Below are 19,037 nucleotides of genomic sequence, written 5' to 3'. Positions count from 1 at the left end.
TTTATTGTTAATGACTTTACAATGGCCTCATCGCTTTTGTTGATATTTTTAGTTATTTCAAGTAAATGAAACTTTCGAATTATAAAAGAATATGTGGAATCCAAAAATATGATTACGACTCGATTGTTTTACCTGCCTTTAGGGGGCATTGTCTGGATTCCCGTAATAAAAGATTACAATTTATGGATTGTTGCGATGCTAATCTTACACAAATCTTGCTGTATTTATTTACGCAAGACTCCACGGGATCCGCACTGATCATATTGGAAATCTTTGATGCATTGAAAGTAACAGTGATTTGTGTACTCAAATCAACGCGGGCAACTACAACAATGACAGTTGGGCTGTTCAGTTGCTTACATTCGAAGCTTTAGCGCGGCGAAAACGATTTACCGGAACCTTGGAAACACTAAGTGGTGTATAATGCTGGAAATAACCTTCTGAAAAAGGGATTTCTAGTTAGGTTGTGGAATAAGTCTAATGAACTAGTTTGTGTGAAAATGATTGCTTGGAAAATGTTATATTCAGCAGGGAAGAGCAACGCTCGGGTAGACTGTAGGACCTTGACAATCCATCATTTTCGAAGAATGTTACTTTTATAATATAGAATATGATCCGTATATGTACCTAGTGACTTTGTAGTAATTTTATACCAAAGTTTTTTTTATAAAGATCGAGATCAATAAAGCGAAAATTTCTTAAAGGAAGTGAAACCTTGGACACAGCTAGAGAAATCTTCTCGGCAGGAAGACACCGAACAATCACAGTAAAAGATGCTGAGCAGAAATTTTCTGATTCTGTAGGCGCAAGAACAGAACGCTTTATTTGTCCGGGATGTGGAGAGTATGTCGCGTTTGTTCGTAGAAATGAGTATAAATCATATTTTAAGCATGGATTTAGCAATGAGACCACAAAAGAATGTGATTTAAGAAGTTTAAGTCAGACTTATCATTCCATTTATGAAAGAATTGGACTTCCTTTGTATCTGAGAAAACTTATGGATGAAAGATTTGAGTTATGCGTAGGATTCTATACCCTTGATGAGTCATTAATTAATAAAGCAGAAAGAGAACAATTAAAAGTAACGATAAATCCGATACATAGAGAAAGCGGTTTATCAGTTAGTTATTTTGTAGATAACAATAATTACCTAATGAATGCTACAACGTTAAAAAAAATTGATTTTATTTCGACACAATATACTTTGCACTACTCTTTACCCCAATTCGAATCTTCTTTTAATGTAAGATGGGGTTTCAATATTGAAGGTATATTAAGCGATGGTGCTATTTTTACTTGCAGTGAATATGGTGGTCGTAAAATTAGGATTAATGATGAGATTACGACTGATGTAGACTATTTATATCTTTGTCTTAATGAGAATCTATTAAACAGACATAGTGGAATAATTAACGAATATTGTGGCATCATCTCATTGAAGACTAGAAACAAAGACATAACATTTAACATGTATAAGATTGTTTTTAAATCGCACAATGACGATGAGTTCAATAAGTTGTATAAGTTTTGTAGAGATCATTTTAAGATTAGTTTACTTCACAAGCCATCAAAGTTATCTGCAGTTTGGCCTCCAACTGTTATGAGTGACAATCAGATTTCATGTTTTAACAAACAAGAGGCAATGTTTATATTAAAGTGTGATGAGAGAAATGCAAGTGTTTTTTTACATAAGGGCACGGAAATTGAAGAGGTACATGGTACTGCTGTTGGAAGTAATAGACTAATAAGGTTATCTGTATCAAGAGAAAACAGGATCGTAGTAACAATAAATGGAAAATATAACTCCATTAATTCATTAGTTACGCAGTACAATGGTGAAATCAAAACGTATAGTAATATTGTCAGTGTACAAGATGAGACTGGGGAAATACTCAATAGAGGAGAATATACCCAACTACCCCATCAAAAATCAATAAAGATTGTGTCTGAAAGCAAATGCGACGTATTGCTCATCAACAATAATCGAATTGATTTATACCATATCAGAAATGCTACTCCTATTATTATAAATACCATATCATATGGAGATGAAATTGTTCCAATAATAAATAATCAATTAATTTATTATATGAAATTTGTTGGTGATAATAAGCTACGGGTTCAACTAAGTGATGATGCAATATATACAAGACTGCATCGATTAAATAGTACTACTATGATCCCCCCCCCATTTTGGATAAAAAAACTCCTAACTTTATTGGGGAATTATCCAAAAACTAAAATGGCAGTTATGACATTCATGATGACCAATAAGATGCCGGCAGGTTCGGGAAAAATATTGAGTGAGTTAATATTTTTATTAAAGGATGGCGTCGATAAATGAAGGGTAGCGTTCAAAACGATTTGATTGAAAAGTACATTAATAAATACTCTAAAGTTGAGTTTGAATTTATTATCTCATTATTACCATATGCCAAGGTTTCTGATGTGATTAAAAAAAATGAAAAGAGATTTCGAGAGTATACTAAGGGGTTTAATCTACAAAAGTTGTCATTGAAGAAATTGCAAGAGATTTATTACAAGAGTATATTCAAATCCCAAAATGATCTCTTGGTGAAACATACGGAACTGATAATCAACGAATTTTTGAGAAATATTGATGAGCATATTTCGAAAGCAATAGAACCGGCTGAATATGTACGACAAAAAGTTGAAAACAATGATATGAAGTGTTTCAAGGAACTGACAGCGCTTTTACTTGATTACAAATTTGATAGTAAGGAGAAAGTTTTGATCTATTTTAAAATGATAGATTACGAACTCTCGGAAAATCAAATCAATTATATTTCACATGATCTTGAACATTATATCTATCAAAAGAGAATAGAAGAGGATCTTAAAAAAAAAATATCTGAATCTTATGAAATTAAAATTCAAGAAGTAAGCAAACAATACGAAAAGCTTATATTGGATAAAGAGGATCAGATTATTGCGCTTAAGCAGTTAATGGAAGAATCCAAAGGGAATTATGTGAAAGAATTATCACTCAAAGATAGCCTAATTAAGGAAATAGAGAAGAACCATATAAAAATCTTAGATCGGGTTGAACAAGAGCATAGGCAGGATATTACAAAAAAAGATAAATTAGAGATTTCTCTTGAACAATTAAATACAACATCTAAAGAGAAGAATGAATTAATCAATTCATTAAGAGATATAGTAGAGTTGAAATACGATGAATATTGCGAGATCGCAAACAAACGATGGATAGAAGATAATGACAAGTTAATTGTTGAGAAGAATGCGATTCAGAGTTCGATTAATACTCTAATGTCTGAAAAAGGTAATCTTGTCTATGCAATCAATGAACTAGAAACTTTAAAATCAAGCTTAGAAGAAATGATTACTTCACTAGAAGGTACGGGGTCTGGATTTTTGCATAACATGCAAAACCTTATTCAGACTATTGGTTATAAAAGTGAATCACCTATGAATCAAAGTAGACTACATATTATACCCAGCAAAGCAATAGAAATAGATCAGGAAGTGACTACTGACAAGTCATTTTTCGTTGATGATTTAGCTGATAATTTGCGAATTTCTGGGATCAGTAATGAATATTCTAATGATCTAGCTCAATACATATTTGCGTCTATATCCAGTAAAATGAGCTTGCTTTTGGTTGGTTGCAATACTAGAAAGGTAGCGAATGCACTTTCTAGTATTATTAATGGGGCTAATGCTGAAATTATAATAATTCCGGTTGGATACGATGATTGTAATGAATTGATACTAAATGTAACTATTTCAACAAGTAAAGTTATCTTAATCGAGAATGCAGTTGATAATATTTCTGAAAGTATATACCTCCCACTCTTAAAGGAAAACACGGATCATATCTTGCTGTTCTCGATGGAATCGGCAGAGCATATCAGTATGATCCCAAAAAGTCTAATGAACTATATGATAGTAGTGGACATTGATTCATTAGTAAATTATGAACCTAATCCTGGAGAATTGATAAAGAGTGTGATCGACCCAAATCTATTTAATGTAAAATTAGAACCGGTATCAATAAGAACCAATTTAAGGCATATCAAGCCAATAGATAGGTTTATTAAACTTAGTCAAGTAGCCATAATTAAACTAGCAGAAGTAATGAGTAGTATTGATAAACAAAATACTCCAAATGCATTGTACGATATTATTATGTTCTCGTTAAATATGTTATGTAAACAAAGCGGTAAGACAAACGAACTATTAGAATTTGTTGAGCAACAAGAGTTTAGTCCTGTTCTCAATAATATGTTACGTGCAGCTATAGGAGATAACAATAATAATGAGTGACTTAACAATAATAAAACGAATTGGTTCTGATTTGAAAATAGGGAAATTTTCTACAGAGAAGAGAAGTCAGTTTTTTTCTAGAATTGTTTATTCTGCATTATCGATGTGGATTAGAATAAGTACGTTGGATGAAGATATCTTTCAACAGAATTTCGATAAAGTTGGTGTGAGTAAAGTACATATTCTAAATCGGTGTCAGCCCTTCCTGGAGAATATGATTGAAATTTATCCGGAAATAATGAATTGGTTTTATCCAGCCGATAATGATGAACATCCAATCTCCTTAATAAGAGAGAGATTATATTCAGGGGGAGAATTAGTTGATGTCGGTTTCAATACGGATATTGCGTTACCTTATTACGAGGAATGTAAGGTGGATGAAAGGATTAGATTGGTAAGAGGGATACAATCAGGAGATTTTCAAAAAGTATCGGGATTAGTGCAAGTAGTAACTACACAAGAAAATAGTGATAGTGATAGTGATACTAAAATGAGGAATGCCATTGGGTTTTATGGTTTACAGGATAAATTGGCAAATCAACACTTACATGATTACTTAAAATTGATTAAGTGGAATAGGCGTAAGGAATCCAAGGCGCAAATCTTTAATAAATATAGTTCAAATGTTTTTTCGAACAGCTGGGAAGATGAATGTAAACTTAAGAACTCAGATATCTCAATGTATAGAAGTCCTTTCTACGATAGAGGTAACAAAGATTTTGGATTTATTAAAAAAATGAACGGCAGCATATATACATGCCAAATTAATGACTATCTGATTAATCAATTTGAAATAAGAAGATTTATGTATGGTTTGAAAAGTGAGGCTAATAATCCGGTAAAGGCCAAATTTAAAAAGCATAAAGAGGTTCAATTAGTTGAACTGAACCTCTTTAATAGTTTGCCATTGAAGGAAGAAAAAATATTATTACTATTGGGATGGCCAATTAAGAATATTAATGATAAGCACAACTTAATATTCGACCTGTCGATATGGGTCTTTGTAGTGAGGATATTATCGAATTTAAACATCACGTTAGAGGAGGTAATATAATGGATAAGTATAGCGTATATGGAACACATAATGCATTAAAAAAGAAACTTATTGATTATATTCGTGCACAATATTTAGGTGAGAATAAACTCTTACTCCATGCTTGCAAAGACATTCTTGAAAAACAAGGTGTGTTATTTCAAGAGCCATTTATTGAAGCCAATCCAGCATATAAAGTGATGGAGAATGGTATCGAACATGCCGATATTCCAGAAAATATAAAACGGATATTAGTTGAAATGTCGAAAAAGAAACTAGGTGTATTTCAGAACCCATTCAAACACCAAGTAGAGGCACTAGAAAGTTTCTATAAGGGAAAAGATTTATTTATCACTACTGGAACAGGTTCAGGAAAAACGGAGTGTTTCATGTGGCCAATGGTTAGCAGCATTGTAAATGAAGCTGTCAGCAGACCTAAATCATGGGAACAAAGAGGAATTAGAGCGTTAATGCTCTACCCTATGAACGCATTAGTATCAGATCAATTAGGACGATTACGTAAAATGATAGGTGACGCAAGTGGAGACTTCAGGAAGTTGTTTTATGATCAAGTGAAAAATGATAATTGTCGCATTCCACAATTCGGAATGTATACGGGTAGAACACCCTATCCAGGAGAGATCGATCATGAGAAAGATAAAGAGCTCGCTAAAACTTTTTTGGATAATTTGTCGGGTAGAGAAAAGTCAGCAATGCATAAATTAGTTGATATTGGTAAATACCCATCCAAATATAATCTGGAAGAATATATTGATAATCTTAAGCAGGGAAAGCATATTACACATGATAATGATGCGGAATTATTAACTAGACAAGAAATGCAACAATTATGTCCTGATATACTAATTACGAACTATTCTATGCTTGAATACATGTTAATAAGACCTATTGAAAAGAGTATCTGGGATAAGACTACAGAGTGGCTCAATATGTCAGAAGATAATAAACTACTTCTTGTAATCGATGAGGCACATATGTACAGAGGGTCCTCTGGGGGTGAAGTAGCTCTATTAATTCGCAGATTATTACATAAATTAAATGTTACTAGAGATAAAATCAGATTTATATTGACAAGTGCTAGTGTTCCTGCAGACGGAGAGTCAGATATCAGGGAATTTTCAAGTAATTTAACCGCACAAAACGTAAATAAAACAACATTTGACATTATATATGGAAAGCAACATGAACTTACAGACACAGATTCCATTGATATGACAGCTGAGCAACTTGCGAGCATACAAACAGATGATTTTATGAAAGATGAGCAATCAAAGCAGATAGCGATTCAAAACTTTATTCATTTATTCGATAGTTCGAAGAAGATTGAATTCGGGACTTATGCAGAATCCCAGTACTGCTTATATGAGTGTTTAAATAGATTCAAACCAATGATTGCTATTATGAAGGCGTCTAGAGGGAACGCTATTTCGTATCAAGAATTAGCACAGAGAACTTTCCCAAACAATGATGTGAGTGTGGCACGTAGAGCAACAGAGACATTGCTAGCAATCGCTCCTCTCGCCAAGAATAAAGATAATCAGGTACTATTTCCTGCAAGGCTTCACATGATGTTTAGAGGGCTTCAGGGGATATTTGTTTGCATTAATCCAAACTGCGATAAAGGAAATGCTATTGAAGGTTTTAGACTGGGGCAAATATACTTTGGTAGTAGGCAAGATAAGTGTGATTGCTGTGGTAGTAAAGTTTATGAACTTCTAAATGATAGACGTTGCGGAGCATTATTTTTAAAGGGTTATTTATATCAAAATACGAAGACACGTGACTTTATTTGGAATACAATTGGAGAATTATATGACGATACTCTAAAAGAGATTCACTTGTATATCATCCCTAAACACGGTCCAAATAAAAAAATGAATGAGACTAAAACAGGTTGGCTAAATGCGATAACAGGGAAATTTTTTGAGAATGATAATTATGCGGATCAGAAAGGGTTTTTACATGTTGCATATAACAATAAAGAACTGAAGGGAAAACCCGGAAAGTTAACCTATCATGTATGCCCTAAATGTGAGAAGACGCATCTGAATCCCTCAGATTTTGTTACAAAAGGTAATGAGCCATTCTATAATTTAGTTTCCGAACAACTGAACATTCAACCACCAACGATTTTCGATAAACAATTGCTTGAGAAGTTACCTAATGCAGGCCGCAAAGTATTGTTATTTTCAGATAGCAGACAGAGAGCGGCTGGGCTTGCAAAAGATTTGACAAGGGCTGCAGATGATGAAGCAGTGAGAAAAGTAATGGTTATTGCAGCTAGAAATCTAGAAAGCTGGGCAATTACTAATCATAAAAATCCAACTATGAATTTATTATATATGGCGTTCTTAGAAGTAGCTGTTAAACATAATTTGCAACTGTTTTATGGAGAACAAAAGATGAGTTTTATTAAGGATATGAGTAAAATTCGGGAAAAAATGATAAGAGCTACTCGAAGAGGTAGAGAAATAGACTACGAGTCTTTAAAAACTGACTTTAATTCTACCCCCGGGCTTTATGATGAACAGTTATTGAAACTAATGTGCAATAGTTATCGGTCTTTAACGGATATTGGGTTGTGTTATATCAGACCATGTAATCACGATAAAATGGAAGAAGTTGAAGATGAACTAGATGACGCTAACATTGATATGTCATTTGACGAATTTAGCATTCTATTTTCCGCTTGGGCCAATATTATAATGAAGGATAGTTACGCTTTAGGTGACACGATAAATGATGAGGTGAGAGAGAATGCGCGATCAACAAGTTATGATCGATTTGGCTTACCTACAACATCAAAATTACCCTCTGCAATTGCAAAAATTCTAGAAGAAAAGAAATTCTCTAAAGATAAGTTAGATAAAATAAATAAATGCTTATTGAAGTACACTGCATCACCACAAGGTAGTGAACAGAGATATCTTAATTTAAATCTTATATCCTTACACTATAACGAAAAACATCAATGGTATCACTGCAGAAAATGCTCTGGTGTGTTTGCATATACATTATGGGGGATGTGTGCACATTGCAGTGATTTACATGTTGAAATAATGAATAATGAAGATCTTCTTCGGTTTCAATTTTGGCGCAAGCCTGTAATTGATGCTTTGGATCATGATAATCCCTCGTCAATTACTAGTATAAATACGGAGGAGCATACGGCTCAGTTATCACATAAAGATCAGCGGCAGAAAATGTGGTCAAAAACTGAAGATTATGAGATGCGATTCCAAGATGTAAATATCAATAATGATGCACCAGTCGATATATTAAGTTGTACGACAACCATGGAAGTCGGTATTGATATTGGATCTTTAACTGCTGTTGGTTTACGTAATATACCGCCTATGCGTGAAAATTATCAACAAAGAGCAGGACGAGCTGGCAGACGAAGTTCATCTATTTCAACGATAGTTACATACACGGATAATGGACCCCACGATAGTTACTATTTTCATAATCCATCTGAAATCATATCGGGTAAAGTAAGGAAGCCTTGGATTGATGTTAATAATGATAAACTAATTGATAGACATATGAATATGATCATGATAACTGAATACCTATCAAAAGTTAATCAGGGGATGGATAAACTCAACATAGAGACATATTTTAATCATTTTCATATAAGTTTCAGTGAGTTTTTAAGTACTTACTATAAAACGGATGATAATATGGAAGTATTAGTGCCCGACGTTAGTTCAATTGATATGTCATTGATTAAAAACTCATTGGGGGTTCAACTGGATAACATTCATGAAAAATGGAAGTTAAATTCTAATGATTATGTGAATGAAAGAGGAGATCAAAAGTCTTTACTTGATGTTTTATATGATGAAAGTGTACTTCCAACTTATTCTTTTCCTAAGAATGTCGTAGGTTTTTATATTGAAGATAAAAATGGTGGTAATATCGAGCAAAAGCCTGATCGATCACTAGATATGGCAATAAGTGAATATGCTCCAGGGCGTATTATTGTAGTTGATAAAAAGACATATAAATCGGGCGGAATTTATAATTTTCATTCCAAATTTAAAGTCAACAACTACGATAAACCGGCAAAAGCATATTTTGAAAATCGTGATTATTTTAGAGAACTATACCTTTGTCGTAACGATTCTTGTGGTTGGTTCGGGATTGAACTTCCAGAAAAAAATGAATGCCCTTTCTGTAAAGAACACGATATCGGCGTTCAACATATGCTAAAACCATGGGGGTTCGCTCCGCTCAACGGTAAAAGCATACCAGAATCAGAAGCTGAAAATGAGTTGTCATATGCAGAAGCACCTTGTTATTCGGCCACTCCATCTCGAAATGATATGTTACCTACTGATTATAGTAATATTAAAGTAGCAAAACGTGCTGATCAAACGTTAATTGTCTTAAATAAAGGACCCAAAGGAAAAGGTTTTAATATATGTAAGGATTGTGGTGCTGCAGTTACTGGCGAGGAGGAGCTTAATAAAACAATTAAGAAGCCATTTAAACATCCTAGATCATATAAGAACTGTAACCACTATGATAATGACAATATGGTGTTGGGGCATAATTTCAATACCGATATGGTAGTTTTTGAAATTGCAGTTGATCGCAATCAAATAAATACAAATCTTAATGATCTGTGGATTGAATCCGCTGCTTTAACTTTATCGGAAGCAATGGTACTAGGTGCTGGCAGATTGTTAGATGTCGAGTTTAATGAAATTAGAAGTGGATATAGATTAAGATATTCACCAGACACTGTATTTATTGATATATTCTTGTTTGATAGTCTTTCAAGTGGAGCAGGTTATAGTTCAGAAGTTGCTAATAAGACCACTGAGTTATTGATCGAAACAGAAAAAATACTACAAGACTGTAAGTGTACTTCTTCATGTCACGAGTGTTTGAATCACTTCTGGAATCAGCGGCTACAAATCAAATTAGACAGACATTTGGCTTTACAACTACTTCAATGGGGCCATAGAGGTGTCATCGCTGATAAATATGAGGCGAAGAAACAATTAGAGTTGTTCAAACCTCTGGAGGAACTGTTGGCACTTGATGGGCAATATTCAGTGTCTTTAATTGGTGGGGTCATTACATTATCGAGAGCCAACGTACAAAGAAAGGTGTTTGTCTATCCTTCGATGTGGAATAAAGTAAGTGATAAGATTCCAAAAGATGTAATTGCTCTATCCGATCGTTTAATAAATAGATCATTACCTGAAGCTTATAATAGATTAATAAATAGTAGATAAAGATACTAGAGAGACTGTCGATTAACTCTAGGAGAAAAAAGGGCTTGACGACGAAGAAGAAAATCCAGTACGTTGGATTACCAAGAAGATGCGATTAAAGTCAAATCACCGTTTAAAACTGGTTTAAACACGATTCAAAGCCCTTTGAGAGGTAAACCATTTAATCGACAGTCTCCTAAAATAAGCTATCGATGGATGTTGAATAATTTTAGATGAAGTTGACAAAGAGTTTTAAGAATTGGTGGTAAACCATAAAATACACTCATAAAAACTGGGGGCGAATTGGGGACGAAAACTGTCATTTGCGAGCATACAGCAACCATATAGAACAATACTCGAACGTTGAAAACCCTTTTAAATCAAGGATTTGGCCTTCCGCGGCCGATGGGAACCCAATAACATGTTCCCGCATACGGTGCATGTGGAGTCAGTTGCACTGCTTGTGCAAAATAAAACAGATTTTCTAAAAGCCTTATTAATGCTTGTTTTTCCAGCTAAAACAGTGAGTTAGATTTAGTGATACAGAAGAGATTTTCAGCACTTGTTGCAAAACTGGTGTGAAAATTCAACATAAATGAGCAAAAATCAGCGGATATCTCCCTAAAAGAACCTAAAACAGAACGCATTTTGAGTAAACTGTTATAGTCCTTAAGAAAAGAACCCGATCGATTAGTGCTACAATCGTTCGGGTTCTTATGCTTCTTTGCTTTTTCTGAACGGAATGATCTGATCATTTATTTGCTGCTTCTTTATCGGCTTTTGATAATACATGGCCATAAATGTTCATCGTTGTCGTGATGTTGGCATGTCCAAGACGTTCGGAAATAATTTTTGCATAGACGCCTTGGTTGATGAGTAAGGTGGCAGAAGTATGTCTTAAATCATGAAATTTGATGTATTTTAAATTGTGCTTCTTTAAGAAACCGCGAAACCATAAATATGGGCTCTGCGGGTAGAAAGCTCTCCCGTACTGATTAAAGAATACAAAGAAATGATCGTTATCTCTTGTTGTCTCCAATTCACCCCATTGCTGTATGCAATATTCATGATAGTGTTTCAATGCCTCCCAAACTGCATCAGAGAGGTTGATTTTGCGTGTGGTTTGGTCTTTGGTTCTTTAATAATTGGATTACCTTTATTGAAATCAGAGATGCTTTGTTTTACATTAATCGTACCTTACTCCAAATCAACGTTTTTCCATTCAAGTCCAACTAACTCACCGCGGCGAAGACCGGTAGTTAAAGCAAGAGTGATCATCATTCGCCAATGGTAAGCTCCATTTTCTAAAGCTTCAAATAATAACTGTATTTCATCTTCATCGTAAATCTGACTTTCCTTATACACGACTTTTGGTGACTTTACATCCCCAACAGGATTAGTTTGGATGAGTCTCCATTCGACTGCTCTCGAGAAAATGTTTTTTAATACTCTGTACACGTATTGAATGGTTCCCGAAGAAAGCTTTCCATCTTTCCCGTCTTGCCTGTGCCTTCTTTTCCTAATTCACTTATTAAAGAAGCAACGTGCAAGGGTTTAACTTGATCTAATCGTAAATGACCAATAGCAGGAAGAATTCTGTTGTTTAGAATTCGAAGGTAGATGGATAATGTCTTTTTTTCAAGTTCTTGCATCGCATAAGTGAATGTGTGAAAAAAATACAAAATAGTACATTTGCGAAGTGTTAGGATAAATTAACATTACGCATCCGGACGTCAATCCGAATGGACAAAGAATGGTGGAGCAATCTTTCATCAAAGTTGGAGTTGATTATCTTGTCTTGGGTCTTTCGGTCTATGTCATAAATAAAAAGCAGGATAATTGATGGGAAATGTAGAAATCAATAGAGCTTATTGTAATCCTGTTTGGGGGATACAGATAATCATAAGCTTAAAGTGACCGAAACAAAGAACAAAATGTTAACTGAAAAAGGAGCCCTTATTCAATGAATCAACAAAACCTTTCCGCTTTTATTTGGTCCGTCGCTGACCTTCTAAGAGGCGATTATAAACAATCTGACTATGGCAAGGTCATCTTGCCTTTCACCGTGCTGCGTCGGCTAGACTGTGTTCTGAAAGGTACAAAACAAGCCGTGCTGACCGAGTACGAAGAGAAGAAGGCAATGGGCATCAACCCTGAACCGTTCCTACTTCGCAAATCTGGTTATAGCTTTTATAACACCTCACCCCAGGACATGAAAATGCTTATGGGCGATCATGATCATATACGCGATAACCTTTACAGCTACATTCAAGAATTTTCGCCTGCGGTACGTGACATCTTCGAGCGCTTCGAGTTCCATACGCAGATCGAGCGATTAAATAAGTCGGGGCTGTTGTATCAAGTGACAGAGAAGTTCGCGCAAATTGACCTGCACCCCGAAAACGTGGACAACCATCAGATGGGTCTAGTGTTCGAGGAACTGATCCGAAAATTTGCCGAAATCTCGAATGAAACAGCTGGGGAGCACTTTACTCCACGTGAAGTTATCTCCTTAATGGTGAATCTTCTGTTCATTGAAGACGATGAAGTGCTTTCTAAACCAGGCGTAGTGCGCACGATATACGATCCCACGGCCGGAACCGGTGGAATGCTCTCTGTTGCGGGAGAATATTTAGAAGAGCACAACAGCCAGGCGCGGCTCACCGTTTTTGGTCAAGAACTTAACCCTGAGTCCTATGCAATTTGCAAGGCGGACATGCTCATCAAGGGTCAGGACGTTGCCAACATCGCTTACGGAAATACGTTATCTGACGATGGTCACCCGCAAAAGCATTTCGATTACATGCTATCAAATCCGCCTTTTGGTGTGGAGTGGAAAAAGGTCGAAAAGGATGTGCGAAAGGAACATGAGCAGCAAGGGTATAACGGGCGATTCGGTCCTGGACTTCCGCGCGTATCCGACGGCTCTATGCTGTTTCTGCTGCACTTGATCTCAAAGATGCGCCCAGTGAGTGAAGGCGGTAGTCGCTTTGGTATCGTCCTAAACGGTTCTCCACTGTTTACCGGCGGCGCGGGAAGCGGTGAAAGCGAAATCCGTCGATATGTGCTTGAGAACGATCTGATAGAAGCGATTGTGGCATTACCGACAGATATGTTTTACAACACTGGCATATCCACTTATGTTTGGATTGTATCAAACCGCAAGCCGGAGCATCGCAAAGGTAAGGTCCAACTGATTGACTCCAGTGAATTCTGGCAAAAGATGCGCAAATCACTTGGTAGCAAGCGAAAGGAACTTTCGAACGATCAAATCGAAGAGATTACCCGACTCTTCGGGAGTTTTACGGAAGCCGAGAAAGATGGTAAACCTATTAGTCGTATCTTGAATAATAGTGATTTCGGATACCACACCATCACAGTTGAACGTCCATTGCGCGACGAGAATGGCAACATTGAACTTGGAAAAAAAGGGAAACTTAAAGGAATGAAGCAACCCAATGTTAGCTTGCGCGACACCGAGAATGTCCCGTTAGTTGAGGAAGTAGAAGCGTATTTCAAGCGTGAAGTGCTGCCCCATTTTCCGGACGCTTGGATTGATAATGATAAGACAAAGGTTGGATATGAGATTCCCTTTAACCGGTACTTTTATATGTTCCAACCGCCGCGCCCACTGGAAGAGATTGATGCTGAACTTATGGCGGTTACTGAGCGAATCAAGGGCATGTTGGAGGGGATGAGGGCATGAGCTTACCGCAATATCTGGAGTACAAGGACAGTGGTGAATCATGGCTCGGAGATGTTCCGGATCATTGGGAAATCTATCGGCTTAAATTTTTATTCGAGTTGATGAAGAGACCACCAGAAGAAGAAAACGAAATAGTAACAGCTTTTCGCGATGGCGAAGTAACACTTCGGACTAATCGAAGGGTGGATGGGTTCACCAATTCCATTAAGGAAATAGGTTATCAAGGAGTTCGTAAAGGGGATCTTGTTATTCATGCGATGGATGCTTTTGCTGGTGCCATCGGAGTGTCTGATTCAGATGGGAAATCAACTCCTGTTTATTCGGTATGTTGTCCTCGAAACGACAAGATCAATACCCGGTACTATGGAAAACTCCTTAGATTCATGGCTCTTAGTGGCTTTATCAATTCACTAGCAAAAGGAATTCGCGAACGATCTACAGAATTTCGATGGGTGGAAGCCGGAAACGTTAGTATTCCGCTTCCACCCTTTGCGGAACAGTCGGTCATTGTTGACTTCCTTGACCGAGAAACAGGTAAGATCGACATGCTAGTAGCAGAGCAAGAAAAGCTCATTACACTACTCAAGGAAAAGCGCCAGGCTATTATTTCACACGCAATCACCAAGGGGCTTGACCCGGCAGCGCCAAAGAAAAATTCTGGTATTGAATGGTTGGGTGAGGTGCCTGAGCATTGGAGCCTCAAGCGGCTCGGTCATTTCGCAAGTTCAATCGGAGGCGGTACGCCTTCGCGCGATATACTTGAATTCTGGGGCGGCGGAATTCCTTGGATTACTCCAAAGGATATGAAATCTGAATTTCTCAATGAATCAGAAGAAACAATCACTGAGTTAGGAGTAGCGAGTAGTTCTGCTTCGATTATTAATTCAAACCATGTTCTTTTAGTCATGCGTTCGGGTATCCTTAGACACACTATTCCTGTTGGAATTAATCTTGTATCAACAGCTATTAATCAGGATATAAAAGCTATTGATGTAACTAAGGAATTAGAGCCAACTTATTTCTTGAGATTCATTCAAGGGTTGAACCGTGAATTATTAATGGAATGGGGTAAACAAGGTGCAACTGTTGAGAGCCTTGAGACGAAACTATTAATGAATTCTTATGTACCAATTCCCCCTAGGGAAGAACAACATGACATTCTAAGATTCATTAATCGTGAGACATCTAAGATGGATGCGCTAGTGACCGTAGCAGAAAATGCTATAGTTCTGCTTAAAGAACGCCGTAGTGCACTTATCTCCGCCGCCGTTACCGGCAAAATTGATGTGCGCAGTCTCACTGAACAAGAGGTGACGGTATGAGCCTGCACAAAGAAATTGAATTTGAGAACGACATATGTGCTCATTTATTGGCACATGGCTGGCTGTATACGGAGGGTGATGCGCAGCGTTATGACCGAGTCAATGCACTGTTTCCGGAAGATGTGTTGACTTGGATGCAGGAAACCCAGCCCAAAGCCTGGGAGGCACTTTCTAAGAGTCATGGCTCGTCGGTAGAAGCTGTATTACTGAACCGTCTGCGCAAGCAACTGGATGACCGTGGAACGCTCGATGTGCTGCGCCATGGTATGGAGATGCTGGGCCTACGGCAGCCAATCCAATTCGCTCAGTTTAAGCCCGCGCTGGCGATGAACCCAGATTTACAAGCGAAATACACAGCCAACCGATTACGCGTAGTACGGCAGGTACGTTACTCCATTCAAAACGAAAACGCTATCGACCTTGTGCTTTTTTTGAACGGAATACCGGTTGCGACGGTGGAATTGAAGAGCGATTTCACGCAGGGCGTGGAAGATGCAGTAGATCAATATCGATTCGACCGTGACCCCCGTCCGAAAGGCAAGTCTGCCGAACCATTGCTAAATTTTCCAAGCGGGGCATTGGTGCATTTTGCGTTGAGCAACAGTGAAGTGCGAATGACCACGAAGTTGCATGGTTCAGCCACTACTTTCCTTCCATTCAACCAAGGAGACAACGGTGCGGCGGGTAATCCTGTTAATGAATACGGACATCGTACCGCTTATCTGTGGGAGCTGGTATGGGAAAGAGACAGCTGGCTTGAAATTATCGGTCGCTATTTAGTTACCAAGCGTGACAGTAAGAAGCAGATCATATCAATCATATTCCCTCGCTTTCATCAACTGGATGCCACGCGCAAGCTAATAGCGGATGTGTTCAAGGAAGGCCCAGGTCAAAAGTACCTTATTCAACATTCCGCCGGTTCCGGAAAAACAAATTCAATCGCCTGGACGGCACATTTTCTTGCCGATCTGCATGATGCCGAACATAAAAAAATGTTCGACTCGGTGCTAGTAGTTAGTGATCGAAATGTACTGGATGCACAACTGCAAGAAGCGATTTTTGATTTTCAGCGTACCGCAGGAGTTGTCGAGACCATCAAAGGCGAGTCTCAGAGTAAAAGCGGTGAGTTGGCAAATGCGCTATCAGGCGGCAAAAAAATTGTTGTTTGTACAATTCAAACATTCCCATTTGCTTTAAAGGCGGTGCAGGAGCTTGCTGCCACCCAGCATAAGCGTTTTGCCGTCATTGCAGACGAGGCGCACAGCTCACAGACAGGCGAGGCGGCCTCTAAGCTGAAGCAGGTGCTTTCAGCTGAGGAATTGAAAGAACTGGCCGACGGCGGCGAAATAGACACGGAAGACTTGCTCGCAGCAAACATGGCTGGACGATCGAATGTGTCGGGCATTACCTATGTTGCCTTTACCGCAACACCGAAATCGAAGACGCTAGAACTGTTTGGTCGGCGCCCCAACCTTGATATACCCTCCGGTCCGGATAACCTACCCGCACCATTTCACGTATACGGAATGCGCCAGGCTATTGAGGAAGGATTCATCCTCGATGTATTGAAAAACTATACTCCCTATAGTTTGGCGTTCAAACTGGCAAATGACGGGCTTGAATGGGACGAGAAGGCAGTCGAGCGCAGTGAAGCCATGAAGGGGATCATGCGTTGGGTGCGGTTGCACCCCTATAACATCGCTCAGAAAGTACAGGTGGTAGTGGAACATTTCCGTGAAAACGTGTCGCTTCTATTGAACGGTCATGCCAAAGCGATGGTAGTAGTGGCCAGCCGTATCGAAGCGGTTCGCTGGCAGCTGGCAATCGAAAAATACATTAGGGAGCAGGGTTACAAAATGGGAACATTGGTTGCCTTCTCCGGAGAGGTAAACGACAAGGAATCAAGCCCTGATCCATTAACAGAAAACAGTAAGATGCTGAATCCGAACTTGCGCGGGAGAGACATGCGCGAGGCATTTGCGACTGAAGAGTATCAAATCCTTCTGGTAGCCAACAAATTTCAGACGGGTTTCGACCAACCTCTGTTGTGCGGCATGTACGTTGACAAGCGATTAGGAGGCATCCAGGCTGTGCAGACGCTTTCGCGATTGAATCGTGCGTATAGCGGAGAATATGGTAAAAAGGACACAACGTATATTCTCGACTTTGTAAATGACCCAGAGGATATACTAGAGTCCTTTATGACCTATTATGAAACGGCGGAACTGGCGGGCGTCACAGACCCCCATTTGGTCTACGACTTGCGCGCAAAGCTCGATGCAACGGGTACGTACGACGACAACGAAATAGAACGTGTGGTAGCGGTGGAGATGAATCCGAAAGCGTCGCAGGCTGAACTTTCTACCGCTATAGAGCCAGTGGCAGATCGGCTGCTTAAGCGCTATAAGGCTGCTCAGGATGAACGTGCGATTGCGAGAGCGAAGCAAGATGCAAAGCGTGAACGGGAAGCGCAAAACGAGATAAATGCACTTATCTTGCTCAAGCGGAACCTAGGGACTTTTCTGCGCGTCTATGCATTCCTCTCGCAAATCTTTGACTATGGTAACACCGCAATTGAGAAGCGAGCGATCTTCTTCAAGCGTTTGATGCCGCTTCTTGAGTTCGGACGGGAACGCGAAGGCGTTGACCTTTCAAAGGTTGTACTGACCCACCACAAGCTTAAAAACAAAGGTAAGCTCGACTTGCCACTTCGTGACGGTGAGGCTGAGAAATTAAAACCGCTTACGGATACCGGAAGCGGTGAGGTGCAGGAGAAAGAAAAGGCTCTTTTGGCCGAGATTATTGCAAAGGTAAACGATCTCTTCGAAGGTGAGCTGACCGACGACGACAAGTTGGTCTATGTAAACAACGTACTGAAGAGTAAGCTGCTAGAGTCGGACGTCCTAGTACAACAAGCTGTGAACAATACAAAGGAGCAATTCGCCAATTCGCCTGATCTGTCGAGAGAACTGATGAATGCCATTATGGATGCCTTCGCCGCGCATAGCACTATGAGTAAGCAGGCGTTGGATTCAGAGAAGGTGCGCCATGCTCTTAAGGATATACTCCTTGGACCAGCTGGGCTATATGAAGCACTTCAACAGCGTGCTGACTTAAATGTAAGTTAGGACGGAGAGTATCCACGGATATAAGCATATGCAATGAATTGATAGCTAGCGGAGAAGGGATCCACGGTTTCGGATAGGGGAAATCCCTTCTTTTTTATCCCGCTTGGTTTCGCGTTTGCCATTCAGCTGTGATGTCGCGGCGTCACCAGCCTCGTTCGTTCCGGATCTCATCCCCGAGGTTATCGGATACACTCGCTAATCGGCCGGAGAGCTGTTCCGCAGTCGCCGCGTGTATCCTTGTCATTCCCCGTCCTCCGTGGGTTAATCTTCTCCTCTAACTGCATATTTGGG

The 19,037-nt window shown here is 38.8% G+C and carries 10 protein-coding genes; 7 read left to right on the top strand and 3 right to left on the bottom strand.

The window, feature by feature from the left end; translation table 11 throughout:
- Window positions 1–715 precede the first annotated feature (715 nt).
- The 4 genes from NNL21_RS22690 to NNL21_RS22675 are packed head-to-tail and all read left to right on the top strand — an operon-like array spanning window position 716 to window position 10,611.
- Window positions 716–2,344, top strand: a complete 1,629-nt coding sequence (locus tag NNL21_RS22690; protein WP_204821697.1) for a hypothetical protein — start codon at window positions 716–718, stop codon at window positions 2,342–2,344.
- Window positions 2,341–4,308 carry a coiled-coil domain-containing protein gene (locus NNL21_RS22685; RefSeq protein ID WP_204821698.1) on the top strand — a complete coding sequence of 656 codons (1,968 nt, stop codon included), beginning with the start codon at window positions 2,341–2,343 and terminating at the stop codon, window positions 4,306–4,308. The genes NNL21_RS22690 and NNL21_RS22685 overlap by 4 nt, the downstream gene beginning before the upstream one ends.
- The gene (gene druD, locus NNL21_RS22680) at window positions 4,301–5,362 is read left to right on the top strand and encodes a Druantia-type antiviral defence protein DruD (RefSeq protein WP_204821699.1); all 1,062 of its coding nucleotides are present in this window, start codon (window positions 4,301–4,303) and stop codon (window positions 5,360–5,362) included. The genes NNL21_RS22685 and druD overlap by 8 nt, the downstream gene beginning before the upstream one ends.
- Complete coding sequence (locus tag NNL21_RS22675; protein WP_204821700.1) at window positions 5,362–10,611, top strand: DEAD/DEAH box helicase family protein; 5,250 nt, start codon at window positions 5,362–5,364, stop codon at window positions 10,609–10,611. Before druD ends, NNL21_RS22675 begins: the two co-directional genes overlap by 1 nt.
- A gap of 730 nt (window positions 10,612–11,341) precedes the next feature.
- Here NNL21_RS22675 and NNL21_RS22670 read toward each other — a convergent pair.
- The 3 genes from NNL21_RS22670 to NNL21_RS22660 form a co-directional block, all read right to left on the bottom strand.
- Window positions 11,342–11,671 (bottom strand): site-specific integrase, encoded by a 330-nt coding sequence (locus NNL21_RS22670; protein ID WP_256555408.1) that lies wholly within the window; start codon window positions 11,669–11,671, stop codon window positions 11,342–11,344.
- Between the two features lie 116 nt (window positions 11,672–11,787).
- Window positions 11,788–12,048 (bottom strand): site-specific integrase, encoded by a 261-nt coding sequence (locus tag NNL21_RS36595; protein WP_256555407.1) that lies wholly within the window; start codon window positions 12,046–12,048, stop codon window positions 11,788–11,790.
- Complete coding sequence (locus tag NNL21_RS22660) at window positions 12,033–12,242, bottom strand: tyrosine-type recombinase/integrase (protein ID WP_256555406.1); 210 nt, start codon at window positions 12,240–12,242, stop codon at window positions 12,033–12,035. The genes NNL21_RS36595 and NNL21_RS22660 overlap by 16 nt, the downstream gene beginning before the upstream one ends.
- A 311-nt stretch (window positions 12,243–12,553) precedes the next feature.
- Between NNL21_RS22660 and NNL21_RS22655 the strand changes: the two genes are divergently transcribed.
- Genes NNL21_RS22655 through NNL21_RS22645 form a run of 3 tightly spaced genes read left to right on the top strand, consistent with a single transcriptional unit; the run spans window position 12,554 to window position 18,746 of the window.
- The gene (locus NNL21_RS22655; RefSeq protein ID WP_204821701.1) at window positions 12,554–14,296 is read left to right on the top strand and encodes a type I restriction-modification system subunit M; all 1,743 of its coding nucleotides are present in this window, start codon (window positions 12,554–12,556) and stop codon (window positions 14,294–14,296) included.
- Window positions 14,293–15,618: a restriction endonuclease subunit S gene (locus NNL21_RS22650; protein WP_204821702.1), complete on the top strand. Its 1,326-nt coding sequence runs from the start codon at window positions 14,293–14,295 to the stop codon at window positions 15,616–15,618. The genes NNL21_RS22655 and NNL21_RS22650 overlap by 4 nt, the downstream gene beginning before the upstream one ends.
- On the top strand, window positions 15,615–18,746 hold the full coding sequence (locus NNL21_RS22645; RefSeq protein WP_204821703.1) for a type I restriction endonuclease subunit R: 3,132 nt from the start codon (window positions 15,615–15,617) through the stop codon (window positions 18,744–18,746). The genes NNL21_RS22650 and NNL21_RS22645 overlap by 4 nt, the downstream gene beginning before the upstream one ends.
- The last annotated feature ends 291 nt before the right edge of the window (window positions 18,747–19,037 follow it).

Source organism: Paenibacillus mendelii (genome assembly GCF_024498075.1).
Lineage (GTDB): Bacteria > Bacillota > Bacilli > Paenibacillales > Paenibacillaceae > Paenibacillus_Z > Paenibacillus_Z mendelii.
This window is presented reverse-complemented; position numbering and strand designations above follow the sequence as displayed.

Excerpts from the sequence above, each read along its gene's own strand:
- NNL21_RS22650 (WP_204821702.1), top strand. The coding sequence starts at position 14,293 with ATGAGCTTACCGCAATATCTGGAGTACAAGGACAGTGGTGAATCATGG.
- NNL21_RS22675 (WP_204821700.1), top strand. The coding sequence starts at position 5,362 with ATGGATAAGTATAGCGTATATGGAACACATAATGCATTAAAAAAGAAA.
- NNL21_RS22655 (WP_204821701.1), top strand. The coding sequence starts at position 12,554 with ATGAATCAACAAAACCTTTCCGCTTTTATTTGGTCCGTCGCTGACCTT.
- NNL21_RS22645 (WP_204821703.1), top strand. The coding sequence starts at position 15,615 with ATGAGCCTGCACAAAGAAATTGAATTTGAGAACGACATATGTGCTCAT.
- NNL21_RS22660 (WP_256555406.1), bottom strand. The coding sequence starts at position 12,242 with ATGCAAGAACTTGAAAAAAAGACATTATCCATCTACCTTCGAATTCTA.
- druD (WP_204821699.1), top strand. The coding sequence starts at position 4,301 with ATGAGTGACTTAACAATAATAAAACGAATTGGTTCTGATTTGAAAATA.
- NNL21_RS22685 (WP_204821698.1), top strand. The coding sequence starts at position 2,341 with ATGAAGGGTAGCGTTCAAAACGATTTGATTGAAAAGTACATTAATAAA.